The organism is Methanobrevibacter ruminantium, assembly GCF_016294135.1.
In the GTDB taxonomy this organism is placed as follows: Archaea; Methanobacteriota; Methanobacteria; order Methanobacteriales; family Methanobacteriaceae; genus Methanobrevibacter; species Methanobrevibacter ruminantium_A.
In genome coordinates this window covers 1-17652 of sequence record NZ_JAEDCO010000007.1, presented here as the reverse complement: position 1 = coordinate 17652, position 17652 = coordinate 1, and the positions used below count along the sequence as shown (strand labels likewise).

Below are 17652 nucleotides of genomic sequence, written 5' to 3'. Positions count from 1 at the left end.
GAATTTAAAATTTAAAATATTATATTTATCAATTTATTATTCAAAAAAACAAATAAATGAACTTAAAATAAAAAAAGGAGACTTTAAATGCTTATAGAGAGTTTAGGCGGAGACTTGATGGGAACAATTCCTTTAGGAGATATTGTTCTTTATTTAAACCCTCTCCACATATTCTTGTTTGTAACTATACTTGTATTTACAGCATTGATAGCCATTAGCCGAACTGAAACTCAAGTGGAAGCAATGTTTGGTTCTCTTGATGAAAATAAGGTTGCAGTTGGCAAAAAGGAATTCAAGCATAGAAGATTCTTGGCTATTATTTGTGGAATAGCTACTGCAGGAGCTATGATTACTGGAGATTTATTTAACTTTACCTTATTCATGGCATTAATCGGTATTGTTAACATCGGTATTGTTTCTGCTGTAAAGCAAGTGGAGGTTTTGAATTCCGCTTATCAATACGGTTTGATTGCAATGATGTGCGGTTTGCCACTCTTCGGTGGAGCAGCTATGATTTTAGCAGCTACCGGTACATTAAGCCTAATTGAACTCGCTTCAATTCCTGCAAGTCCAATGATGATATTTGGAGCGCTTGTAATGTTAATAGGAGTTTGTGGTGAAAGCGGTATAGCACCATTCTTTGCAAGTAAGGCAGAAATGTTCAGAACTCCTGGATCTCCATTCATATTGATTATCCACTTAAGTTCATTGTTTATTATTGTTAGATTTGTTGAAATCTTATTAACTATATTGTAGATTACGTTTATTATTTAATAGAAGGCCGATAAAATGAATAAAATGAAAATAGCTAGTTATATTATCTTGATTGTGTCTGTATTAGCTATCCTTTACGCTTTAATATTTAATCCTGCTGATTGGATAGTATATGCAATAGCTATTGTTTGTATACCATTTTTAGTACTTTCATTTGGACTTTTAACAATGTCCAAACCAATAAAAGAGGAAGAGGAGGAAAGAAGAGAAGAACCATTTACAGGTTACTAATATGATCTCTTTGCAGATATTATGAATTTAATGGCTCAAATTTTAATCAATGTAGTAATCGCTTTCCTTGCAGGTAGTCTTTTATTAGGTTTCCATAGAAAGGTTATGGCAAGAGTCCAATTGAGGCCAGGACCTCCTATTATACAGTACTTATTGCATTCATTGAAATTTTTCTTTAAGGAAACTTCATTTCCAAAAACTGCTGCAATGCCGTTTTATGTAGGTATTACAGTTATTTTAGCAGCTGTTTGGGTTACTGCAGTTATTGTAGGTCCAGTGGCTCAAGGTTCCTTAATGATAATATTCGGTGTTTATGCTATCCATAAGATTGTAGAGCATAATGCAGGATCCTCATCAGGTTCCCCATATGGTAAATTGAGTTGTGTAAGGGCTGTTTTCTCAGCAGCTGGTGAATTGCCTCTCTTTGCTGTTATCGCTATCATATTCCTATTGACTGGAACTATGGATATCAGTGGAATCATAGCGTATCAGGCAGTGCATGGGCCTTTGGTATTGCAATTGCCTCTTGCAGCGATTATGTTCTTCACTTTAATTGTTACAAAATCTCCATATTCTCCTTTTGCAATCACAAAAGGAAAGGAAATCATATCAGGATTTGAAACTGAACACTTTGGTATGCTTAGAGGATACATAATGTTTTCAGAATCAATCGCATGGTATATTTTATTATGGTTATTCTTAACAATATTCTTTGGGCCTATTTCCGTTGTCGGATACTTGATTGGAATGATTGTAATTTGTATTATTACAGGATTCATCAATGCTACAACTCCTATGTTGAATCCAAACCATTCTGTAATGGCTCAAATATCCATTGCAGTTATCTGCACTGTAGGTTCAATTATCATGATTATTATTTAATCATTATTAAAAAATTTAAAAATTTAAAAAAATTATTATAAATTTGTTGATTAAAAAACTTAATTAATCTTTAATTAAGTAAAAAACTAATAAAGAAGGCTTAAAAATGAATGATGAAAAAGGAATGAGAGTATTAACTTCATTGGTAGCTTTAGGCATTTTTGCAGTGGCAGGACTTGCTGCTTTCTATCAAAGTATTTTAGCGCTTCCTTTAGCTATAATTGGACTTATTTTTGTTCCATTTATATTGATGCAAAATAAGGAAAAATATGCTCATTTAGCTGAAAACTTAGAGGAGATTGCATTCATCATTACATTTTTTATTATTTGTATCACATTTATTTGTTTATATAAGCCAATTTAGGTAAACTAGGTGAGATTATGGAAGAATTATATATTATGATTTATATTTTGGTTTTCATTATAGGATCCATCGCTGGTCTTTTATTGAGCTATAAAAAGCATATGGAACCTTATATAATATCTGAAATAGATGTTTTAACCTTGGTTTTATCTATTATTGGATGGTTTTTATTATTTAACCATGGATTAAATCCAAATATTAGCTCTGAAATATTGCTTACTATTGCATTCTTCTTTATAGGGCTTGCATTAGGAAGAAGGCCAGGTTATGGTCGTAAGGAAACTGCAATAGGTATTCTTATTGCAGCAATAGTCTGGATTTCAACATCAGGAGTATTATTTTAATTAGAAATATTAAAATTAAGTAGTTAAATTTAAAATCAAATCATTTATATGGTGATTTATATGAATAGTGAAGAAAAATATGAAATGATGAAATTAAGAGTTCTTCATAGTTTTAAATGGGAAAAGGACATTACTATTCCATTGTCTGAAGAATTTGGAATTTCTAAAGATGAATTTGAAGATATTCTTATGAATCGCTTTGATATGAGTGATTTGGAAAATATGCATGCTACCTTTGAAATAGCAAATAGGGAAAAGATAAAAAGGCAAATGCATCTTGATTTAAGGCTTTACTGGTTAAGTGATGTTGCTAAACTAATATCTGATGAAGATGCTGATAGAATCTGCCACCAATTAACCAAAGATATAGTAAAGCATGGCAAAAAGTATGAGGATGCTTTAGAAGAAGGTAGAGCACAAATAGTTGAATTATTGAGAGAATAATTTGAAAGATTATATTTATAAAATTATTATAAAGAACGAGATTTAAGGTAATTGAAATGCTTAAAAAACTTAAAGATATTGTGAGAAAAAGTTCAATTCATGTTTGTATTGTAAACTGTGGAGGATGTAATGGATGTGATGTAGAGCTCGTTGCACTCCTTTCACCAAGATACGATCTTGAACAGTATGGAATTTACGTTCACAATAATCCTCGTGAAGCGGATGTTCTTTTAGTGACTGGTGCAGTTACAGAACAATGGAGAGACAATTTAAGAAGGATTTATGCAAAAACTCCAGAACCTAAGATTGTAGTGGCTGTTGGAAACTGTCCACAGTCTGGAGATGTCTTTGCTCAAGAGGGAGGAAGAGTTCTTGCTCCTGTTTCAGACTTCATACCTGTGGATGCAGCTATTCCAGGTTGTCCTCCAAGGCCAAGTGAAATTTTAGAGGCAGTTTTAACTGTTGCTCCTGGTGCTCTTGCAGCTAAAGGAAGAGCTCAAGACGCTAGGGAAGATTAAATATATTTATTTGAATTATATTATTGTAAAAATTATATTTATTGTTGATTTATGAAAATTAGATAAGTAAATAGGAGTCAGATATTATGATATTACCAATTGGACCAATTCATCCAGGTTTAAAAGAACCTTTAAGACTTAAACTTAAAACTGAAGGTGAAAAGGTTATTAAAGCTGAGATCGATTATGGTTATGTTCATAGAGGTATTGAAAAGATTATGGAAGGCAAGGCCTGGCAAAAATGCATTTACTTATCTGAAAGAATCTGTGGTATCTGTTCATACGAACACACACAAACCTTTGCAGAAACTTTAGAATCAATTTCTGGAGTTCAAGCGCCTATAAGAGCCCAATACTTAAGGGTAATTACAAATGAATTGGACAGGATCCAATCCCACTTGCTTGCAAATTCAACATTCTTCAAGACTCTTGACCATGAGACATTGTTTATGCATGTTTTAGCATTAAGGGAATATGCAATGGATTCTCTTGAATTGTTAACTGGAAATAGAGTCAATTTAGGATGGAATGTTGTCGGTGGAGTCAGAATGGATGCTGATGAGCGCCATTTCAATGCAATACTCGATAACTTAAAGAAAATTGAAGATGGCTTTGATAGGCATATAGCATTATTTGAAGAGGCTCCAATCGTTGCATTAAGGGCAAAAGGCGTTGGAGTGATGACTAAAGAGGAAGCTATTAAAGGACATGCTGTAGGACCTATTGGAAGAGCTTCTGGTCTTAAGCATGACTTAAGAGAAGAGCATTATACTTATCGTGATTATTTTGACTTCAAGCCTATTTGGAGAAAAGAGGGAGATAACTATGCCCGTACATTGAATAGGCTTTATGAAGTGGAGCAATCTATTGATTTAGTAAAACAGGCAATTGAAAATATGCCTAAAGGAAATATAAGAACTCCTGTAGACATTCCATCAGGATACGGGGAATGGAGAAATGAAGCCCCTCGTGGAGAAGTAAGATATATGGCTGAAACCAATGGAGATTTGATTAAGCGCATTTCAATCAGAACTCCAAGTATCATGAATATTGACTCCTGTGCAAAATACATGCTTAAGGATGTAGCAACAGTTGCTGATGCAGTAGCTACTTATGCGTCATCAGATCCTTGCATAGCATGTACTGAAAGAGTGGCTATAACTGATGTTGATACTGGCAAATCTACTGTAAAAGACTTCTTCGAGGTGAAATGAAATGTCCTCACTTATTTGGTATATTTATGAATTTGCTCGAAAAACCTGGATTGATGGATTTTTCGATGCAAAATCCAAGGAAGACATAGCACACAAGCCAGACAGATTCCGGGATTTTCCTGAAGTGATCAAGGAAAATTGTATTGGTTGTGGAAGCTGCACTGCATCTTGCCCATCACCAAATGCAATCAAATTGGTTAGGGATTCAGACAATGAGGAATCCATTGGTTTGATTTATCCAGTAATTAATAAAGCTGCTTGTATCAGATGCGGTTTCTGTGCAGAAGTCTGCCCTTCAACTCCAAAAACATTGGAATGTGGTGAAAACCATTTCATTCGTGAAGAGTTCAATATCATCCCTTCAAAGAGAAAATACATTGTGGACGATTATTTATGTATCAGATGCCATAAGTGTATGGATGCCTGTGAAGTTGGAGCAATAGAAGAGATTGATGATAGGGTTGTTGTCAACCAATCCAAATGTATTTCATGCGGAAAATGTTTAGAGACCTGTCCTGTAAAAGGAGCAATGAGAGGAGTCTTTGTAAACAATCTTGAAGAGCAAAAGAAAATCATTAATTTGGCAGTAAGCACATTAGAGGAATACATTGAATCCAAGCAGGATGACTTGATTAATTTAGGCACTGACAAGCTATTTTTAGATGAATTGGATTTCAAACCAATATTTGACAAGTCACTAACCATTCTAAATGATGAAGAAGTGGTTCATGAAGTATTGGAAGATGCCATCAATAGATTGAAGATTAGAATTATAACTTGGGATGCAGACAACTGTAAGAAATGTCAAATGTGCATTCCAGACTGTCCAACTGGGGCCATTTCATTTGACAGTGATGAAGATACCATTGTAAGAGATAAGGAAAAATGTTTAAGATGCAGTATTTGTTATCAAACCTGTCCATTTGGTGTCATCAAATATTTCTTGGCTAAATTTAATTTAGATACTAATGATACTGATGAGGAAGTTATTCACATTTCTGTAAAGGCTTCTCAATTAGCAGAAAGGAGGGCTTAATATGGTAACTTTTGACCCTATTCCAAGACCATTAAGAGATGTTCATATAGAGTATGAGATTGATAATGAGAAATGTATCAATTGTATGGACAAGCCATGCTTGAATGTCTGTCCGATTGATGCTGTTTATCAAGATGCAAACACCAAGTTCATTAAATTGGATGAACACTGTTTTGGTTGTGTCTTATGTACCAATGCATGTCCTTATGATGCTATTCACATTAAGAAGACTTTAGCGGATCCGATTCGTGAAAATGTTCCAAACATCAACAAAAAGCTCTGTAGAGCTTGTGGTGCATGTGTAAATGCATGCAAGTCTGGAGCTATCCATTTAAGGTCTTCTGGTGGAGAGGAAGTTCATAGTGAAATAGATGAGGATAAGTGCATTCGTTGCGGATATTGCTTTAGGCACTGCCCTACTGATGCAATTAAGTATGGGGAATTGCTTCCTAAAACCGTAAAGGAAGGTAAAACTCTCTGCATTGACCAGGATGAATGTATTGGCTGTATGACTTGTACAAGGATTTGCCCTTCCAAAGGTGCAATCAATGTCGGAAAAACCAATAAGTTGCCTTTCATTGACCCAGCATATTGCGCAAGATGTGAGGAATGTATGCATTCCTGTCCTACATATGCAATCGATTATGTGGAAAGGGAAGAGGCATTTGAATCATTCAATAAGATCAAGACATTGGAAATAGCTTCTGAAATCATTGATAGGGATGTTCATAACATTTCAAAAGGAGTAACCAATATTGACAATGTTTTGGTTAAATTGCTTGAAGACATTTCCAAGGATTATCACTTTGATGATTTTGATTATGAAAACTCAATGGACATTAGGGATGTTCCTAGAGGAATGGAATTTTCAGATGTGGAAATATTCACATGCACAAACTGCAGATCAATTGTAGTGAATGTAACAGAATTCCTAAATGAGCGATTAAATGCACAGATTAAAAAGGACTTGGATGTTGTAAAGGTATTGGACCTTGTGGAATTCTTCCCACCTGCACTTGGAATTGAAGTTGTGGAAGAGAATTGTATCAGCTGTGGATTGTGCAGAGATGTCTGTCCGACTGAATCAATTAGATTGAATGGCCCTAATCCGATTGTAATAGATACAGACAATTCTTGCGTATACTGTGGATTATGTGCTGAAAGCTGTAATTTCGAAGCTATCAAGCTTAAGGAAGAGTTCTTTACAAACAGGAATCATGAGATATTCTTCATTAAAAGAGACCTTAGAGGAAGAAGAAACGGTACTGTAGAGATTAATCACCATGCTTGTCAATTATGTGAAGTGTGTGTTAAAAACTGTCCAGTTGATGCATTAAGCGTTGAAGATGGAAAAGTTGTTGTAAATCATGATGATTGTATTTCCTGTAGAAACTGTGAGGGAATCTGTCCATTGAATGCAGCAAGAGTCTCTACAATTTGGCAGTTCTTATAATGTCCTTTTAAATTATTTTATTTCAAATAAAATTTTCTTTTTTTATTTTTATTAATTCATTATTATTGAAAAATTTATCTTAGATGAAAATTAGGATTATAGATTTAAAGATTAAAAATTAAAAAATTTCAAACTTAAAATTTGGGAAGATTAAATTATGGTAAAAAAAGTTTTTATCACAGATTGTGAAGGTCCATTAACATTAAATGACAATGCATATGAATTGGCAGATGAGTTTATTGAAGATGGTGGTGAATTATTTAAGATCATCAGTCGATTTGATGATTATCTTGTTGATGATGTCAAGCTTGAAAATTATCATGCTGGTGACACACTTAAACTTATTGTTCCATTTTATAAATTAGCTGGACTTACAAATGAAAAAATGATCAAGTTTTCAAGGGAAAATATCTATCTTGTTGATGGTTCTGATGACACTCTCAGATTTGCAAATGAACTTATTGATTCTTTCATAGTTAGTACTAGTTATGGTCAATATATTGAAGCTCTATGCAATTATATTGATTTCCCATTCCAAAATACTTATCACACACAACTTGATGTAGATGGAGCTACTAATTTCAATCAATTTGATAAAAAATCAGATAATGTTTCATCTGTAACAAACAATTCTCAAACTATTGTTGGTGACAAATCACCAAAATTTATTGAAGAACTTAAGAAAGTTGAAGAATTCCGAAAAATTATACTTGAACATGGTGATGAAAATGAAGATGACTTCAATGTATTGTATGACATTTTCTTCAATGAGTTTCCAAAGCTTGAAATCAACAAGTATATTGAAAGTGTGAAAACTGTTGGTGGTAAAGGTAAGCAAATTGCAGTTGAGGATATTGTTGAAAGGTTTGGACTTGAATCAGGTTCCATTATCTATATGGGTGACAGCATAACTGATGTTGAGCCATTGCAATATGCAAGGGATAATGGTGGATTGTCTGTTAGTTTCAATGGAAATGAATATCCTTTGAATGTTGCAGAAATTGCAGTTATATCTGACCATACAATTGTAAGTTCCATATTGATTGACCTTCATTCAAGATTTGACAAGGATTATGTCTTGGACTTTATCAGAACTTACTCTGAAAAAGGTCCTGATGAAGCATTTGGAGACTTTGAAGTTGATTATTCCCTAATTGAAGAGTTTGAAAAGGTGTTCCATAATAAGAATGCACCAATCATAGAGATTATTACAGATGAAAATAGGGAGTATTTGCTTAAGTTAAGCAAAGAGATGAGGAATAGTATTCGTGGAAAGGATATTGGTGGTCTAGGATAAAAATACTATCTTAAACATTAATATTTATTGATTTAAGATTAGGATTTAAGATTTTATAGATTATTTATAAATTATATTTATTGAGATGACATTTATGGCAAATTATGATAAGGTTGAAGATACATTCTTTGAATCATTTGATGGAATGTATATCAGAGCATTGATTACAGCGGAAGATGAATTGACTGTAAAGGAAGCAGCTTACGATGCTACAGCTACACCAAGTGCTGTAATTGGAAGAGTTGAAGCAGGTGTGGAAGCTTTTGTAGATGGAGACAAGACTCCGGATGGAAGACCTGGAGCTATTGTTCAATTCTGGCTAACTGATGACTTGAAAAAATTTGAAAAGGAATTATCCTACAGAATTCGTCAAGACATTCTTGTAAAGCCATTTACAAGGGTATTCAGCATAACTGAAAATCCAGTTGGCGCTATTGGAATGATGGAAAGTGTAGGTCATTGTGGAGATGGCTATGAATGGGAAATTGAAGAGTTTGGTAGAAAAATGATCAATGTTCCTATTGCGGTTCCAGATTTCCAGATTGAATCTGAACTTGCTTATGCAGAAGGAATCATGGGCGGTAACTTCTGGTATATGTGTTCTACTAAAGAGGCTGTTTTAAAGGCAGGTAGAATCATCATTGACACTATAATGGAAGTGGAAGGAGTTTGCACTCCATTTGGAATATGCTCTGCAGCAAGTAAGCCTGAAACCAATTTCCCAGAGATTGGTCCAAGTACAAATCATCCTTATTGCCCTTCATTGAAGGAAAGACTCGGAGATGAATCAAAAGTTCCAGAAGGAGTTTATTACATTCCAGAAATAGTTATAAATGCAACCAGTCAGGAAGCTATGAATTTGGCTATTAAAAAAGCTATCGATGCAATAATTGACATTCCTGGTGTTGAAAGGATTTCAGCTGGAAACTTTGAAGGCCAATTAGGTGAACATAAGACCAATTTATTGGATATTTTGAAATAATGCTTCTTAATAATCTTTTAACGATGTGATTAAATGGAAGAAAATAATACAAATATTCCGGAATCCTCAAAAAATGTAACTGCTGAAGATTTAGGTGTTGATGAGATAGTTTATGATGCAATCAATGTGGATGTAATAGGTTTTGGTGCATTGAATGTGGATAAGCTTTATAAGGTTGGTCACATTGCAGAAATCGATGGTGAAAGTTTCATTAAAGGTGAAGAGGAATCTCCTGGTGGTTCAGCAGCAAATACAATCATAGGCCTTTCAAAGCTTGGATGTTCAACATCTTATATTGGAAAGATTGCATATGATGAGGAAGGAGACTTATTGGAATATAATCTAATGATTAATGATGTTTACTTAACAAATCTCATCTATGCAGAAAGCGGAAATTCTGGAAAGGTTTTGGGATTCGTTTCTGATGCTGGAGATAGGGCTCTTTATGTAGACCCTGGTGTAAATGATGAGATAACCATTGATGAGATAAATCCATTGAATGTCAACGCATGCAAGATACTTCATTACACTTCCTTTGTAGGGGATTCATTCAATGCTCAAAAGGAATTGTTGCCATTATTGGCAGATAAAATTGTCTTAAGCTTTGATCCAGGTATGCTATATGTTAAAAAAGGAGTCGAAGAGCTTAAGGAAATCCTTGAAAGAACTGATATTCTTCTTATTAATGAAGGCGAATTGAAGATATTGTTTGAAGATTATTATAAGGAAAAATTGAATTTGTCTGATGATGATTCATTAAGCTTCAGAGACTTGGCAGCAAATGTTAGAAATGATGGCATTGATACTGTTGTTGTAAAAAGAGGATCTATTGGAGCTTATGCAATAAATAAGAAGGATGAAGAGGTTAAAATACCTGCGTTTGAATGTGATGCAGTTGATACAACTGCTGCAGGAGATTCATTTAATGCTGGATTCCTGTATTCATATCTTAAAGGATATGATTTGGCTAAATCATGTACAATAGCTAATTGGGTTGCTTCAAAATCCGTTCAAGCCATTGGCATTACTGGATTGCCTAATTTAGAGGAATTGGAAGAGTTTATTGAGTCTTTGTAAAAAATTTTGAACAATAATACTATATTGAATAATTATAATAAATTATTTAAGTTATTTAAAAGATATATAAACATAATAATGTTTTTAAACTGTGAAATTTAAGATTAAAGATTTGCTTATTAGAGTAAATTAATAATAAACTTTATCTATGGGGATAAAAATATGGAAATTAAACTAAAAAAGCAGATTGAAACCTTAGAGAGGGAAATCACTCTTAAATCTGTAGATTTAGATGAAGATATTGAAGACTTTAATGTAGACATTCATGATTTCAATGATCAGGAAAAGCTCATTACAATTTCTCCTCGTTGTGTCAGATGCAATCTTTGCGTTGAAGAATGTCCTATTAATGTAATCAGTTCTTCAACCTGGCTTAAGAAAGCTAAAATCGGTGAAGAGTGCGTGCAATGTGAAATTTGTGCTCAAACCTGTCCGGTTTCATGTATTTATGTATGGAATGCTGAATCAGTCATTAAGGAAGATGATTCTGTAGAATATACATTAAAGGAAATCAAGGTTCCTCATAGAACTCTTAAAATGGAAGAAATTTCCATAAATCGTAAAGAATGTATTGGATGTGGGTCTTGCTTAAAATACTGTCCAACCAATGCAATATCACTTAGAACTAAAGAATTCATAGAAGTGCATGGAGAGACATGTCCAAGTGATGGGGCTATTGACTCTGAAGATGGATATATGTATTCCTATATTGACAAAGACCGTTGTTGCGGTTGCGGGTCTTGTGCTAACTTATGTATTCAAGGTGCAATTAACCTTAAAAGGGATTTAGGCCCAGTAGTGATTTACAGTCACATTGATGTCAATCAAGATATCTGTGTAGCTTGTGAATTGTGTGAGGATAACTGCCCTGTTTCAGCCATCAAGGTTGTTGACGGTGAGATTTTCCTTAATAACGATAAATGCATAAGATGTAAGGAATGCAGTTCCAGATGTCCTGTAGGTGCTTTAAATTTAGTTTTAGATGATTAAAAATCAAATAAAAAATTTAATTAAATAAATTAAAAAATTTAATTAGATAAATTAAAAGATGGAATTAAATAAAATTAATTAATAGATTATTTTTACAGATTTTTCAAAAATCTTTATGGAGAAGTGTTTAAAATGAAAGCTAGAGAGATGATGGATAAAGAATTTGTTTTTGTATCAAAAAATGATTCTATAGAAGATGTTTCTCTAAAAATGGAAGAGGACAAAAGATTTACTGCTCCTGTTTTAGATGAAAACATGAAATTGGAAGGTTGGATTACTTCATTCAACATAACAAAAGGATTACGTGAAGGAAAGAAAACTATCGCTGATGTTATGAGTCCTGTTGAGGAAATCATGACCATTAGTGAAAATGAAGCGGCAAGAAATGTTGTAATTGCAGCTTCAAAAAATAAGTTAATCAGCATTCCTATTATCAATGATGAAAATCAGGTAATTGGTGTATGCAGATCTGTAGATGTAGTGGATTCCATGTCTTCATTATATGACATTAAAGTTGTAAAAATCTATGAAGCTATGGAGAAGGAACTTAGAGGGGTTACCTGGGATGAATTAATGGAAGCTTCAGCTAAAATCTCTACAAGAACCACTGGTGTTAAAATCACTGCTGAAGAGTATGAGAAAAATATTCAAAATTCTACTTTTGGTGAAGCTATTTGGGCAACAGGTGGACTTGAAAAGTTCTTTGCAGGACTTATTTCTGTTGGAGAAATCGTAATTGCACGTAAAGTAGGCCGTGCAAGACGTTAATATTTTTAAATCTCTTTAGAGTTTTAAATTTCTCCTTTTCTTTTTTATTTATTATTTTATTTATTATTTTTTTCTATTTTTATTTGCTTTTTTTAATTTTATTTATTCTTATTTTATCTATTTCAGACCTTTTTTATAAGAAATTGAATACAAAGAATTCTATCATGATTTCATAGACAAAAATTAAGCCTATTCCTCCGAGAATTCCTGTAATGAATCTGAGAGTGTTATTGCTTTCTCTCATTTCAAATAGCTGTGTGAATCCATCGATTGCACATGGGATTAAAAGAATGATTCCTAAAAGCAGTGTTGTTAAGCTATATGGGATTGGGAAGAGATTTATAAGGATTATGGTAGCTATTCCACTAATGTAAAACCCTGTGCATCTTGCACAAACTGGAAATTGCTTCCCTTTATAAAAGAAGCTTCTTTCGGGTCTTCTATGGCAGATATAGTCAAATACGCTCATTTTCTAACCTTTTTAATTTAAGAGTTATACAATTAAAACATTAACTATTATGAAAATCACTGCAAGAACTATTAAAGTACTGCAACATCCTTCATTTCTGTTTACATTATTGTCCTCATTTTCAAAATAAGTTTCATATATTAAAAATTCTTCTGGACCAAGATCCATTCTATCATCCTATAAAATCATGACTTAATCTTTATTATATTCTTATTTATTATTTAAATTTAATTAAATTTAATTAAATTTGTTTAAATTCTATTTTGAGTTGTTTAATAATCTTTAATAGTTATCATTCATTCTATTAAATAATTTTATTAATAATAAAAACATATTTTATAACATATAAACTATTAAAATTATTTTTTAATTAATTTAAACTATGATTTAACTAATTATTAATTATTGAAGTGATTTTTATGTCCAAATATAATGAATATCAAGATAAAACCATTTTAGTAACTGGTGGAGCAGGCTGTGTTGGCAGTAACTTAACTAGAAGATTAGGTGAACTTGGTGCAGAAAAGGTAATAATACTTGACAATATGTCCTCTGCATACGAATGGAATGTGCCACAATTGGAAAACGTTGAGCTTATTCAAGGAGATATCTTGGATGATGAAGAGCTTAAGCGTGTTTTTAAAATGAAACCTGATTATGTATTCCATTTAGCTGCTCACTTTGCTAACCAAAACAGTGTAGACAATCCTGAAACTGACTTGATGGTTAATGGTATCGGTATCTTGAAAGTTCTTCAATATGCACAGCTTACTGGTGTGGAAAGATTTGTATATTCCTCTTCTGGCTGTGGAGTATATGGTTTAGACTCTAAAATGCCATTTGAAGAGCATGACATTTCCATTTCCTTGCACACACCTTACCAAGTAACCAAGCTTCTTGGTGAATTATATACCAATTATTTCCATAACTTATATGACATGCCTATTGTAAATGCAAGGTTCTTCAATGTATTCGGCCCTGGTGAAGTTCCAGGAAAATACAGAAATGTTATTCCTAACTTCTTCTATTGGTCCATGACCAAACAGGCATTGCCAATTACAGGTGATGGATCTGAAACAAGAGACTGGACATTTGTTGGAGATATTGTAAACGGGCTTTTATCTATGGGAATCGAAGAGGAAGCCATTGGTGAAGCTATTAACCTTGGTTCCGGTAAGGACCACAGAGTGATTGACATGGCAAATAAGGTTAATGAATTAACTGGAAACCCTGAAGGAATCGCTTATGTGGCAAGACGTAATTGGGATGCTAAAACCAAATTGTTGTCTTCCATTGATAAGGCAAAAGACATTCTCGGTTACAAACCAACTGTTTCATTTGATGACGGTTTAGAAAGAGTTTACGGTTGGTTTACAGACAACTGGGAAAACATTGAAAGAGATGCTGAATTTTAATTCAGTTTCCAGTCCTTTTCAAAAAACTTTTTTCATTATTTACCACTAATTTTTTTAATTATTTTTTTAAATATCTTTCATACATTAGCAATATATTTTGGTGTAAAAATGAAGTATGGGTTAATGAAATATAGTTATACTACTAATTTAGGTAATGAAATTCAAAGCATTGCTGCAAGAAGATTTCTACCTCAAATTGATTATTATATTGAACATGAAAAATTAAATCTTTTTCAAAACCAAGAAAAGGTTAAAATGATTATGAATGGATGGTATTTGGATTGTTTAAAATCATGGCCTCCTTCAGATTCAATTGATCCTTTACTGATTTCAATGCATTTCACCACATCTGCTAATGATACAAAAACTGTAATTTCATCACCCGAAAGTAGGGATTTCCTTTCTACTTATGGTCCTGTTGGCTGTAGGGATTATGCTACTTTAGAACTTCTAAAGGAAATAGATATTGATGCATATTATTCTGGTTGTCTAACTTTAACATTAGAGAGTAAAAAAACAAAAACGGAAAAAGATTATATTGTTGTAAATTCTTATAACTCTGAAGAAATCATAGATTTCTTAAAATCAAAAACCGATTTGCCTATTTATGATATTAATCAAGAATTTATTTACTCTTTTGATAAGAAATATTTAGAGAGAATGCCAACTTCTTACGTATTAACCTCTTTTTTAAACTATAATGAAAAACTCTTCGTAGCAGAAAATATATTAAATCTATATAAGAATGCATGTTGCGTTTTAACAGATAGGGTTCATGCTGCATTTCCATGCTTGGCTTTAGAGACTCCAGTTTTATTTTTCAATTCAGCAAAATTTGCTCCTGAAAGGTTTAAAGGAATCAGTGATTTGGTTTTAGAGTCAACTATTGAAGGATATAAGAATAACTATGACATTTTTGATGTTGAAAATCCTCCTAAAAACTCTAAAAAATATCTTAAAATTAGAAAGGATTTAATTAATCGGACAAAAAGTTTTACAGGACATATTTCAGATTCATATGAAATTTGGCATGATAGTGAAGAGATAAGGAATTATCAAACATACTTGTTAACAAACACTGCTCGTGAATCTAGGGAATATATGCATAATGTAATACATATGTCCAGAGATTTTGAATCTAAAATTAATATTAAAAATGACATTATAGAAAATTATAAAAAAATAATCAATGAAAACGAAAAGACTATTAAAAAACAAAAAAATCTTATTAATGAAATGCAAAATTCTAATTCTTGGAAATTAACAAAGCCTATTAGGAATTTTCGTAGTATATTCACTAAAAAAAGAAGGTAAGGCACTGTTAGGAAAGAGAAATTAAGTGCTAAATTTGATGAAAAAGATAGCATTTCACAAAATTTGTTGAAGTAAAATTTAGAATTTAAAAACCAAATAAACTGGATAAATTAGTGGAACCACTCATGTTCATTGCACTTGAATTGTACATTTGAGTTATGTTTGTGGTATTGAATGGATTTAAGATAATGTTCGGATCCATTTGACCAGTGAAAATCAAGAAACCGATTAGTGCAAATTCAGCTATTAAAACAACTAATTGGACTAACCCATGCTTTCTAGCATTTGAATCTTTTCTTGTTATCAGATAAATGGCAAAAATAAAACCGAGCACACTACCTAATATTGCAAATAGGTAACCTATGATAATCATCAATCTGTAACTTTCTTTTCCGGATGAGAGGTTTTCAGGCATAGGATTTAGTTTGACTTCTTGTTTTTTTCCTCCACGTGTAGGAATAAAGAAGACATTGGAATCATCTTCCTCTGCATTGTATTCATCATAGATAGTCCCACAGTAAATGCAGAAATCGGTAGTTCCATCGTTTATTTTTCCACATCTAGGACATTTTATAGGATTCATTTATATCACTATTTTTAATATATTCCAAATTTTTATTATTTTTTTAATATTATTTAAATTTTCAATATTAACCTTTGTACTATATTATTTAATATTTAATATAATTTATAATTTTTTATTCTATTTTCTAGTTATATTTTTTTAGAAATAAGTAAACTATCTAATCCTCATATTTTAATCCACATTCGCTACATACATGCTCTTGAATGCTAATGATTCCTCCGCATGACTCGCACTTCCAGTTAATGCTGTCTTCCAACATTATCTTATTGATTCCAGTGTAGGTGATTCTTTTTGCATTGTCTAATGTGGAAAAATTGTATCTTTTCTTGTAATTCTTATCTTGCTTTTTAATGAGCTTGCAAGGAAATTCACTGCATCTACCGCAATACTTGACTCTTTTTGTTTCAAGACATTTTTTTATTTTGCATTTTAATGCATTCTTGGTCTTGTTAGGACTATCAATAAGACATCCTGGACATGGGTTGCTTTCCGATAAATGTTCTATACATAGCTTGCAGTTCATTCCACAAGGTGCAAACATGATTGTATCAATCTTTTCAGGCATTTTCATTTTCAACACTAGAATTATCTTTTTAATTTATTTTTTAAATTCTTTTTTATTTAATTATTTTTAATTTAATTATTTTTAATTTAATTATTTTTATTTCTCCTTTTTTATTAATTCTTTTTATAATCTTATTTTCCATTAAAGATAAATTTTATATATTTCCAATAATATAATAGTATTAATTATTTTAGAATAAATTTTTCATTTATTTGAATAAAGGGGGATTAATATGAAGTTAAAAGGTAGAAATTTATTAATCATACTAATTATTTTTATTTTAGGATTTTCCATTATATCTGCAGGATCAGCTTATACTGGAACTGGATTCACTCATGATATTCCTTTTTCCAAATATTCTGATATGTCAAATGATGATATCCTAAACAAGTTTGATGATACAGATTGCCAACCGGAATTCACTGGATTATGCACTTATGTAACTGATGGAGATACCATTGAAGTTGATGGACTTGGAAAGGTGCGTTTTGTAGGGGTGAATACTCCAGAAAGAGGAGTGGAAGGTTATATCTGCTCTAAACGTTTTGTTCAGAAACTATGCTTGAATAAGGAAGTAAGCTTAGACATTGATGATTCAAAGTATACTGATAAGTACGGAAGATATTTGGCTGTTGTCATTGTAGATGGTAAGAACTTGAATGAAATGCTTTTAAGGGAAGGGCTTGCTGAAATCATGTATATGCCTCCAAGTGAGTTCTATCCATATGATTGGGCACCTAATTCAGATGGATATTCTCATTATGTAAGTTCATATAGCTCTTCAAACAGTGGAGACTCTTCATCAAGTTCCTCCGGATCTTATATAGCCAGTGCAAACAGTCATAAGTTCCATTACCCTACTTGCAGATGGGGTAAGAAGATTTCTGAAAAGAATAAGGTCACTTTCAAGAGCAGATCTGATGCAATTA

Annotated in this window: 22 protein-coding genes; 18 read left to right on the top strand and 4 right to left on the bottom strand. The window is 32.4% G+C overall.

Annotation, left to right across the window (positions count from 1 at the left end; translation table 11 throughout):
* Positions 1 to 87 precede the first annotated feature (87 nt).
* The 15 genes from VW161_RS03120 to VW161_RS03050 all read left to right on the top strand — a co-directional run bounded on the left by VW161_RS03120 (position 88) and on the right by VW161_RS03050 (position 12374).
* Positions 88 to 756: a hypothetical protein gene (locus VW161_RS03120; RefSeq protein WP_304092632.1), complete on the top strand. Its 669-nt coding sequence runs from the start codon at positions 88 to 90 to the stop codon at positions 754 to 756.
* Between the two features lie 33 nt (positions 757 to 789).
* Complete coding sequence (locus VW161_RS03115) at positions 790 to 1005, top strand: DUF788 domain-containing protein (protein WP_295607447.1); 216 nt, start codon at positions 790 to 792, stop codon at positions 1003 to 1005.
* Between the two features lie 21 nt (positions 1006 to 1026).
* The gene (locus VW161_RS03110; RefSeq protein ID WP_304092634.1) at positions 1027 to 1887 is read left to right on the top strand and encodes a respiratory chain complex I subunit 1 family protein; all 861 of its coding nucleotides are present in this window, start codon (positions 1027 to 1029) and stop codon (positions 1885 to 1887) included.
* Positions 1888 to 1993: 106 nt separating this feature from the next.
* Positions 1994 to 2251, top strand: a complete 258-nt coding sequence (locus VW161_RS03105; RefSeq protein WP_304087810.1) for a hydrogenase — start codon at positions 1994 to 1996, stop codon at positions 2249 to 2251.
* A gap of 17 nt (positions 2252 to 2268) precedes the next feature.
* Positions 2269 to 2595 (top strand): DUF2104 domain-containing protein, encoded by a 327-nt coding sequence (locus VW161_RS03100; RefSeq protein ID WP_304136244.1) that lies wholly within the window; start codon positions 2269 to 2271, stop codon positions 2593 to 2595.
* A 60-nt stretch (positions 2596 to 2655) separates the two neighbouring features.
* Complete coding sequence (locus tag VW161_RS03095) at positions 2656 to 3039, top strand: DUF1959 domain-containing protein (protein WP_304136241.1); 384 nt, start codon at positions 2656 to 2658, stop codon at positions 3037 to 3039.
* Between the two features lie 56 nt (positions 3040 to 3095).
* Complete coding sequence (locus tag VW161_RS03090; RefSeq protein WP_292788381.1) at positions 3096 to 3557, top strand: NADH-quinone oxidoreductase subunit B family protein; 462 nt, start codon at positions 3096 to 3098, stop codon at positions 3555 to 3557.
* Between the two features lie 86 nt (positions 3558 to 3643).
* On the top strand, positions 3644 to 4771 hold the full coding sequence (locus VW161_RS03085) for a hydrogenase large subunit (RefSeq protein WP_304162050.1): 1128 nt from the start codon (positions 3644 to 3646) through the stop codon (positions 4769 to 4771).
* 1 nt (position 4772) lies between these two features.
* Positions 4773 to 5807 carry a 4Fe-4S binding protein gene (locus VW161_RS03080; RefSeq protein ID WP_304104736.1) on the top strand — a complete coding sequence of 345 codons (1035 nt, stop codon included), beginning with the start codon at positions 4773 to 4775 and terminating at the stop codon, positions 5805 to 5807.
* A gap of 1 nt (position 5808) precedes the next feature.
* On the top strand, positions 5809 to 7260 hold the full coding sequence (locus VW161_RS03075; protein ID WP_304104733.1) for a 4Fe-4S binding protein: 1452 nt from the start codon (positions 5809 to 5811) through the stop codon (positions 7258 to 7260).
* A gap of 157 nt (positions 7261 to 7417) precedes the next feature.
* Positions 7418 to 8557 (top strand): hypothetical protein, encoded by a 1140-nt coding sequence (locus tag VW161_RS03070; protein WP_304087821.1) that lies wholly within the window; start codon positions 7418 to 7420, stop codon positions 8555 to 8557.
* A gap of 94 nt (positions 8558 to 8651) precedes the next feature.
* Entirely contained in the window at positions 8652 to 9539 is an 888-nt protein-coding gene (locus VW161_RS03065) for a formylmethanofuran--tetrahydromethanopterin N-formyltransferase (RefSeq protein ID WP_304136234.1), read from the top strand.
* 33 nt (positions 9540 to 9572) lie between these two features.
* On the top strand, positions 9573 to 10616 hold the full coding sequence (locus tag VW161_RS03060; RefSeq protein ID WP_304136232.1) for a carbohydrate kinase family protein: 1044 nt from the start codon (positions 9573 to 9575) through the stop codon (positions 10614 to 10616).
* A 162-nt stretch (positions 10617 to 10778) separates the two neighbouring features.
* On the top strand, positions 10779 to 11606 hold the full coding sequence (locus tag VW161_RS03055; RefSeq protein ID WP_304087826.1) for a 4Fe-4S binding protein: 828 nt from the start codon (positions 10779 to 10781) through the stop codon (positions 11604 to 11606).
* Positions 11607 to 11738: 132 nt separating this feature from the next.
* The gene (locus VW161_RS03050; RefSeq protein ID WP_304087828.1) at positions 11739 to 12374 is read left to right on the top strand and encodes a CBS domain-containing protein; all 636 of its coding nucleotides are present in this window, start codon (positions 11739 to 11741) and stop codon (positions 12372 to 12374) included.
* 133 nt (positions 12375 to 12507) lie between these two features.
* Here VW161_RS03050 and VW161_RS03045 read toward each other — a convergent pair whose 3' ends face one another.
* Both VW161_RS03045 and VW161_RS03040 read right to left on the bottom strand, forming a co-directional pair.
* A complete protein-coding gene (locus VW161_RS03045) occupies positions 12508 to 12843 on the bottom strand; it encodes a DUF2085 domain-containing protein (protein WP_304087830.1) in 336 nt (111 codons plus the stop codon).
* A gap of 24 nt (positions 12844 to 12867) precedes the next feature.
* Positions 12868 to 13011 (bottom strand): hypothetical protein, encoded by a 144-nt coding sequence (locus VW161_RS03040; protein ID WP_304087832.1) that lies wholly within the window; start codon positions 13009 to 13011, stop codon positions 12868 to 12870.
* Positions 13012 to 13262: 251 nt separating this feature from the next.
* Here VW161_RS03040 and VW161_RS03035 point away from each other — a divergent pair, with 251 nt between their 5' ends.
* The gene (locus VW161_RS03035) at positions 13263 to 14258 is read left to right on the top strand and encodes an NAD-dependent epimerase/dehydratase family protein (protein WP_304092642.1); all 996 of its coding nucleotides are present in this window, start codon (positions 13263 to 13265) and stop codon (positions 14256 to 14258) included.
* Positions 14259 to 14366: 108 nt separating this feature from the next.
* The gene (locus VW161_RS03030; RefSeq protein ID WP_304092644.1) at positions 14367 to 15572 is read left to right on the top strand and encodes a polysaccharide pyruvyl transferase family protein; all 1206 of its coding nucleotides are present in this window, start codon (positions 14367 to 14369) and stop codon (positions 15570 to 15572) included.
* An 85-nt stretch (positions 15573 to 15657) separates the two neighbouring features.
* Here VW161_RS03030 and VW161_RS03025 read toward each other — a convergent pair whose 3' ends face one another.
* Entirely contained in the window at positions 15658 to 16155 is a 498-nt protein-coding gene (locus VW161_RS03025; protein ID WP_304102597.1) for a zinc ribbon domain-containing protein, read from the bottom strand.
* A 160-nt stretch (positions 16156 to 16315) separates the two neighbouring features.
* Positions 16316 to 16729, bottom strand: coding sequence for a DUF3795 domain-containing protein (locus VW161_RS03020; protein ID WP_304102600.1), 414 nt, complete (start codon positions 16727 to 16729; stop codon positions 16316 to 16318).
* 226 nt (positions 16730 to 16955) lie between these two features.
* Here VW161_RS03020 and VW161_RS03015 point away from each other — a divergent pair.
* The coding region (locus VW161_RS03015; protein ID WP_325192695.1) for a thermonuclease family protein at positions 16956 to 17652 on the top strand (697 nt) is incomplete at its 3' end.

Excerpts from the sequence above, each read along its gene's own strand:
- VW161_RS03120 (WP_304092632.1), top strand. The coding sequence starts at position 88 with ATGCTTATAGAGAGTTTAGGCGGAGACTTGATGGGAACAATTCCTTTA.
- VW161_RS03115 (WP_295607447.1), top strand. The coding sequence starts at position 790 with ATGAATAAAATGAAAATAGCTAGTTATATTATCTTGATTGTGTCTGTA.
- VW161_RS03110 (WP_304092634.1), top strand. The coding sequence starts at position 1,027 with ATGAATTTAATGGCTCAAATTTTAATCAATGTAGTAATCGCTTTCCTT.
- VW161_RS03105 (WP_304087810.1), top strand. The coding sequence starts at position 1,994 with ATGAATGATGAAAAAGGAATGAGAGTATTAACTTCATTGGTAGCTTTA.
- VW161_RS03100 (WP_304136244.1), top strand. The coding sequence starts at position 2,269 with ATGGAAGAATTATATATTATGATTTATATTTTGGTTTTCATTATAGGA.
- VW161_RS03095 (WP_304136241.1), top strand. The coding sequence starts at position 2,656 with ATGAATAGTGAAGAAAAATATGAAATGATGAAATTAAGAGTTCTTCAT.
- VW161_RS03090 (WP_292788381.1), top strand. The coding sequence starts at position 3,096 with ATGCTTAAAAAACTTAAAGATATTGTGAGAAAAAGTTCAATTCATGTT.
- VW161_RS03085 (WP_304162050.1), top strand. The coding sequence starts at position 3,644 with ATGATATTACCAATTGGACCAATTCATCCAGGTTTAAAAGAACCTTTA.
- VW161_RS03080 (WP_304104736.1), top strand. The coding sequence starts at position 4,773 with ATGTCCTCACTTATTTGGTATATTTATGAATTTGCTCGAAAAACCTGG.
- VW161_RS03075 (WP_304104733.1), top strand. The coding sequence starts at position 5,809 with ATGGTAACTTTTGACCCTATTCCAAGACCATTAAGAGATGTTCATATA.
- VW161_RS03070 (WP_304087821.1), top strand. The coding sequence starts at position 7,418 with ATGGTAAAAAAAGTTTTTATCACAGATTGTGAAGGTCCATTAACATTA.
- VW161_RS03065 (WP_304136234.1), top strand. The coding sequence starts at position 8,652 with ATGGCAAATTATGATAAGGTTGAAGATACATTCTTTGAATCATTTGAT.
- VW161_RS03060 (WP_304136232.1), top strand. The coding sequence starts at position 9,573 with ATGGAAGAAAATAATACAAATATTCCGGAATCCTCAAAAAATGTAACT.
- VW161_RS03055 (WP_304087826.1), top strand. The coding sequence starts at position 10,779 with ATGGAAATTAAACTAAAAAAGCAGATTGAAACCTTAGAGAGGGAAATC.
- VW161_RS03050 (WP_304087828.1), top strand. The coding sequence starts at position 11,739 with ATGAAAGCTAGAGAGATGATGGATAAAGAATTTGTTTTTGTATCAAAA.
- VW161_RS03045 (WP_304087830.1), bottom strand. The coding sequence starts at position 12,843 with ATGAGCGTATTTGACTATATCTGCCATAGAAGACCCGAAAGAAGCTTC.
- VW161_RS03040 (WP_304087832.1), bottom strand. The coding sequence starts at position 13,011 with ATGGATCTTGGTCCAGAAGAATTTTTAATATATGAAACTTATTTTGAA.
- VW161_RS03035 (WP_304092642.1), top strand. The coding sequence starts at position 13,263 with ATGTCCAAATATAATGAATATCAAGATAAAACCATTTTAGTAACTGGT.
- VW161_RS03030 (WP_304092644.1), top strand. The coding sequence starts at position 14,367 with ATGAAGTATGGGTTAATGAAATATAGTTATACTACTAATTTAGGTAAT.
- VW161_RS03025 (WP_304102597.1), bottom strand. The coding sequence starts at position 16,155 with ATGAATCCTATAAAATGTCCTAGATGTGGAAAAATAAACGATGGAACT.
- VW161_RS03020 (WP_304102600.1), bottom strand. The coding sequence starts at position 16,729 with ATGAAAATGCCTGAAAAGATTGATACAATCATGTTTGCACCTTGTGGA.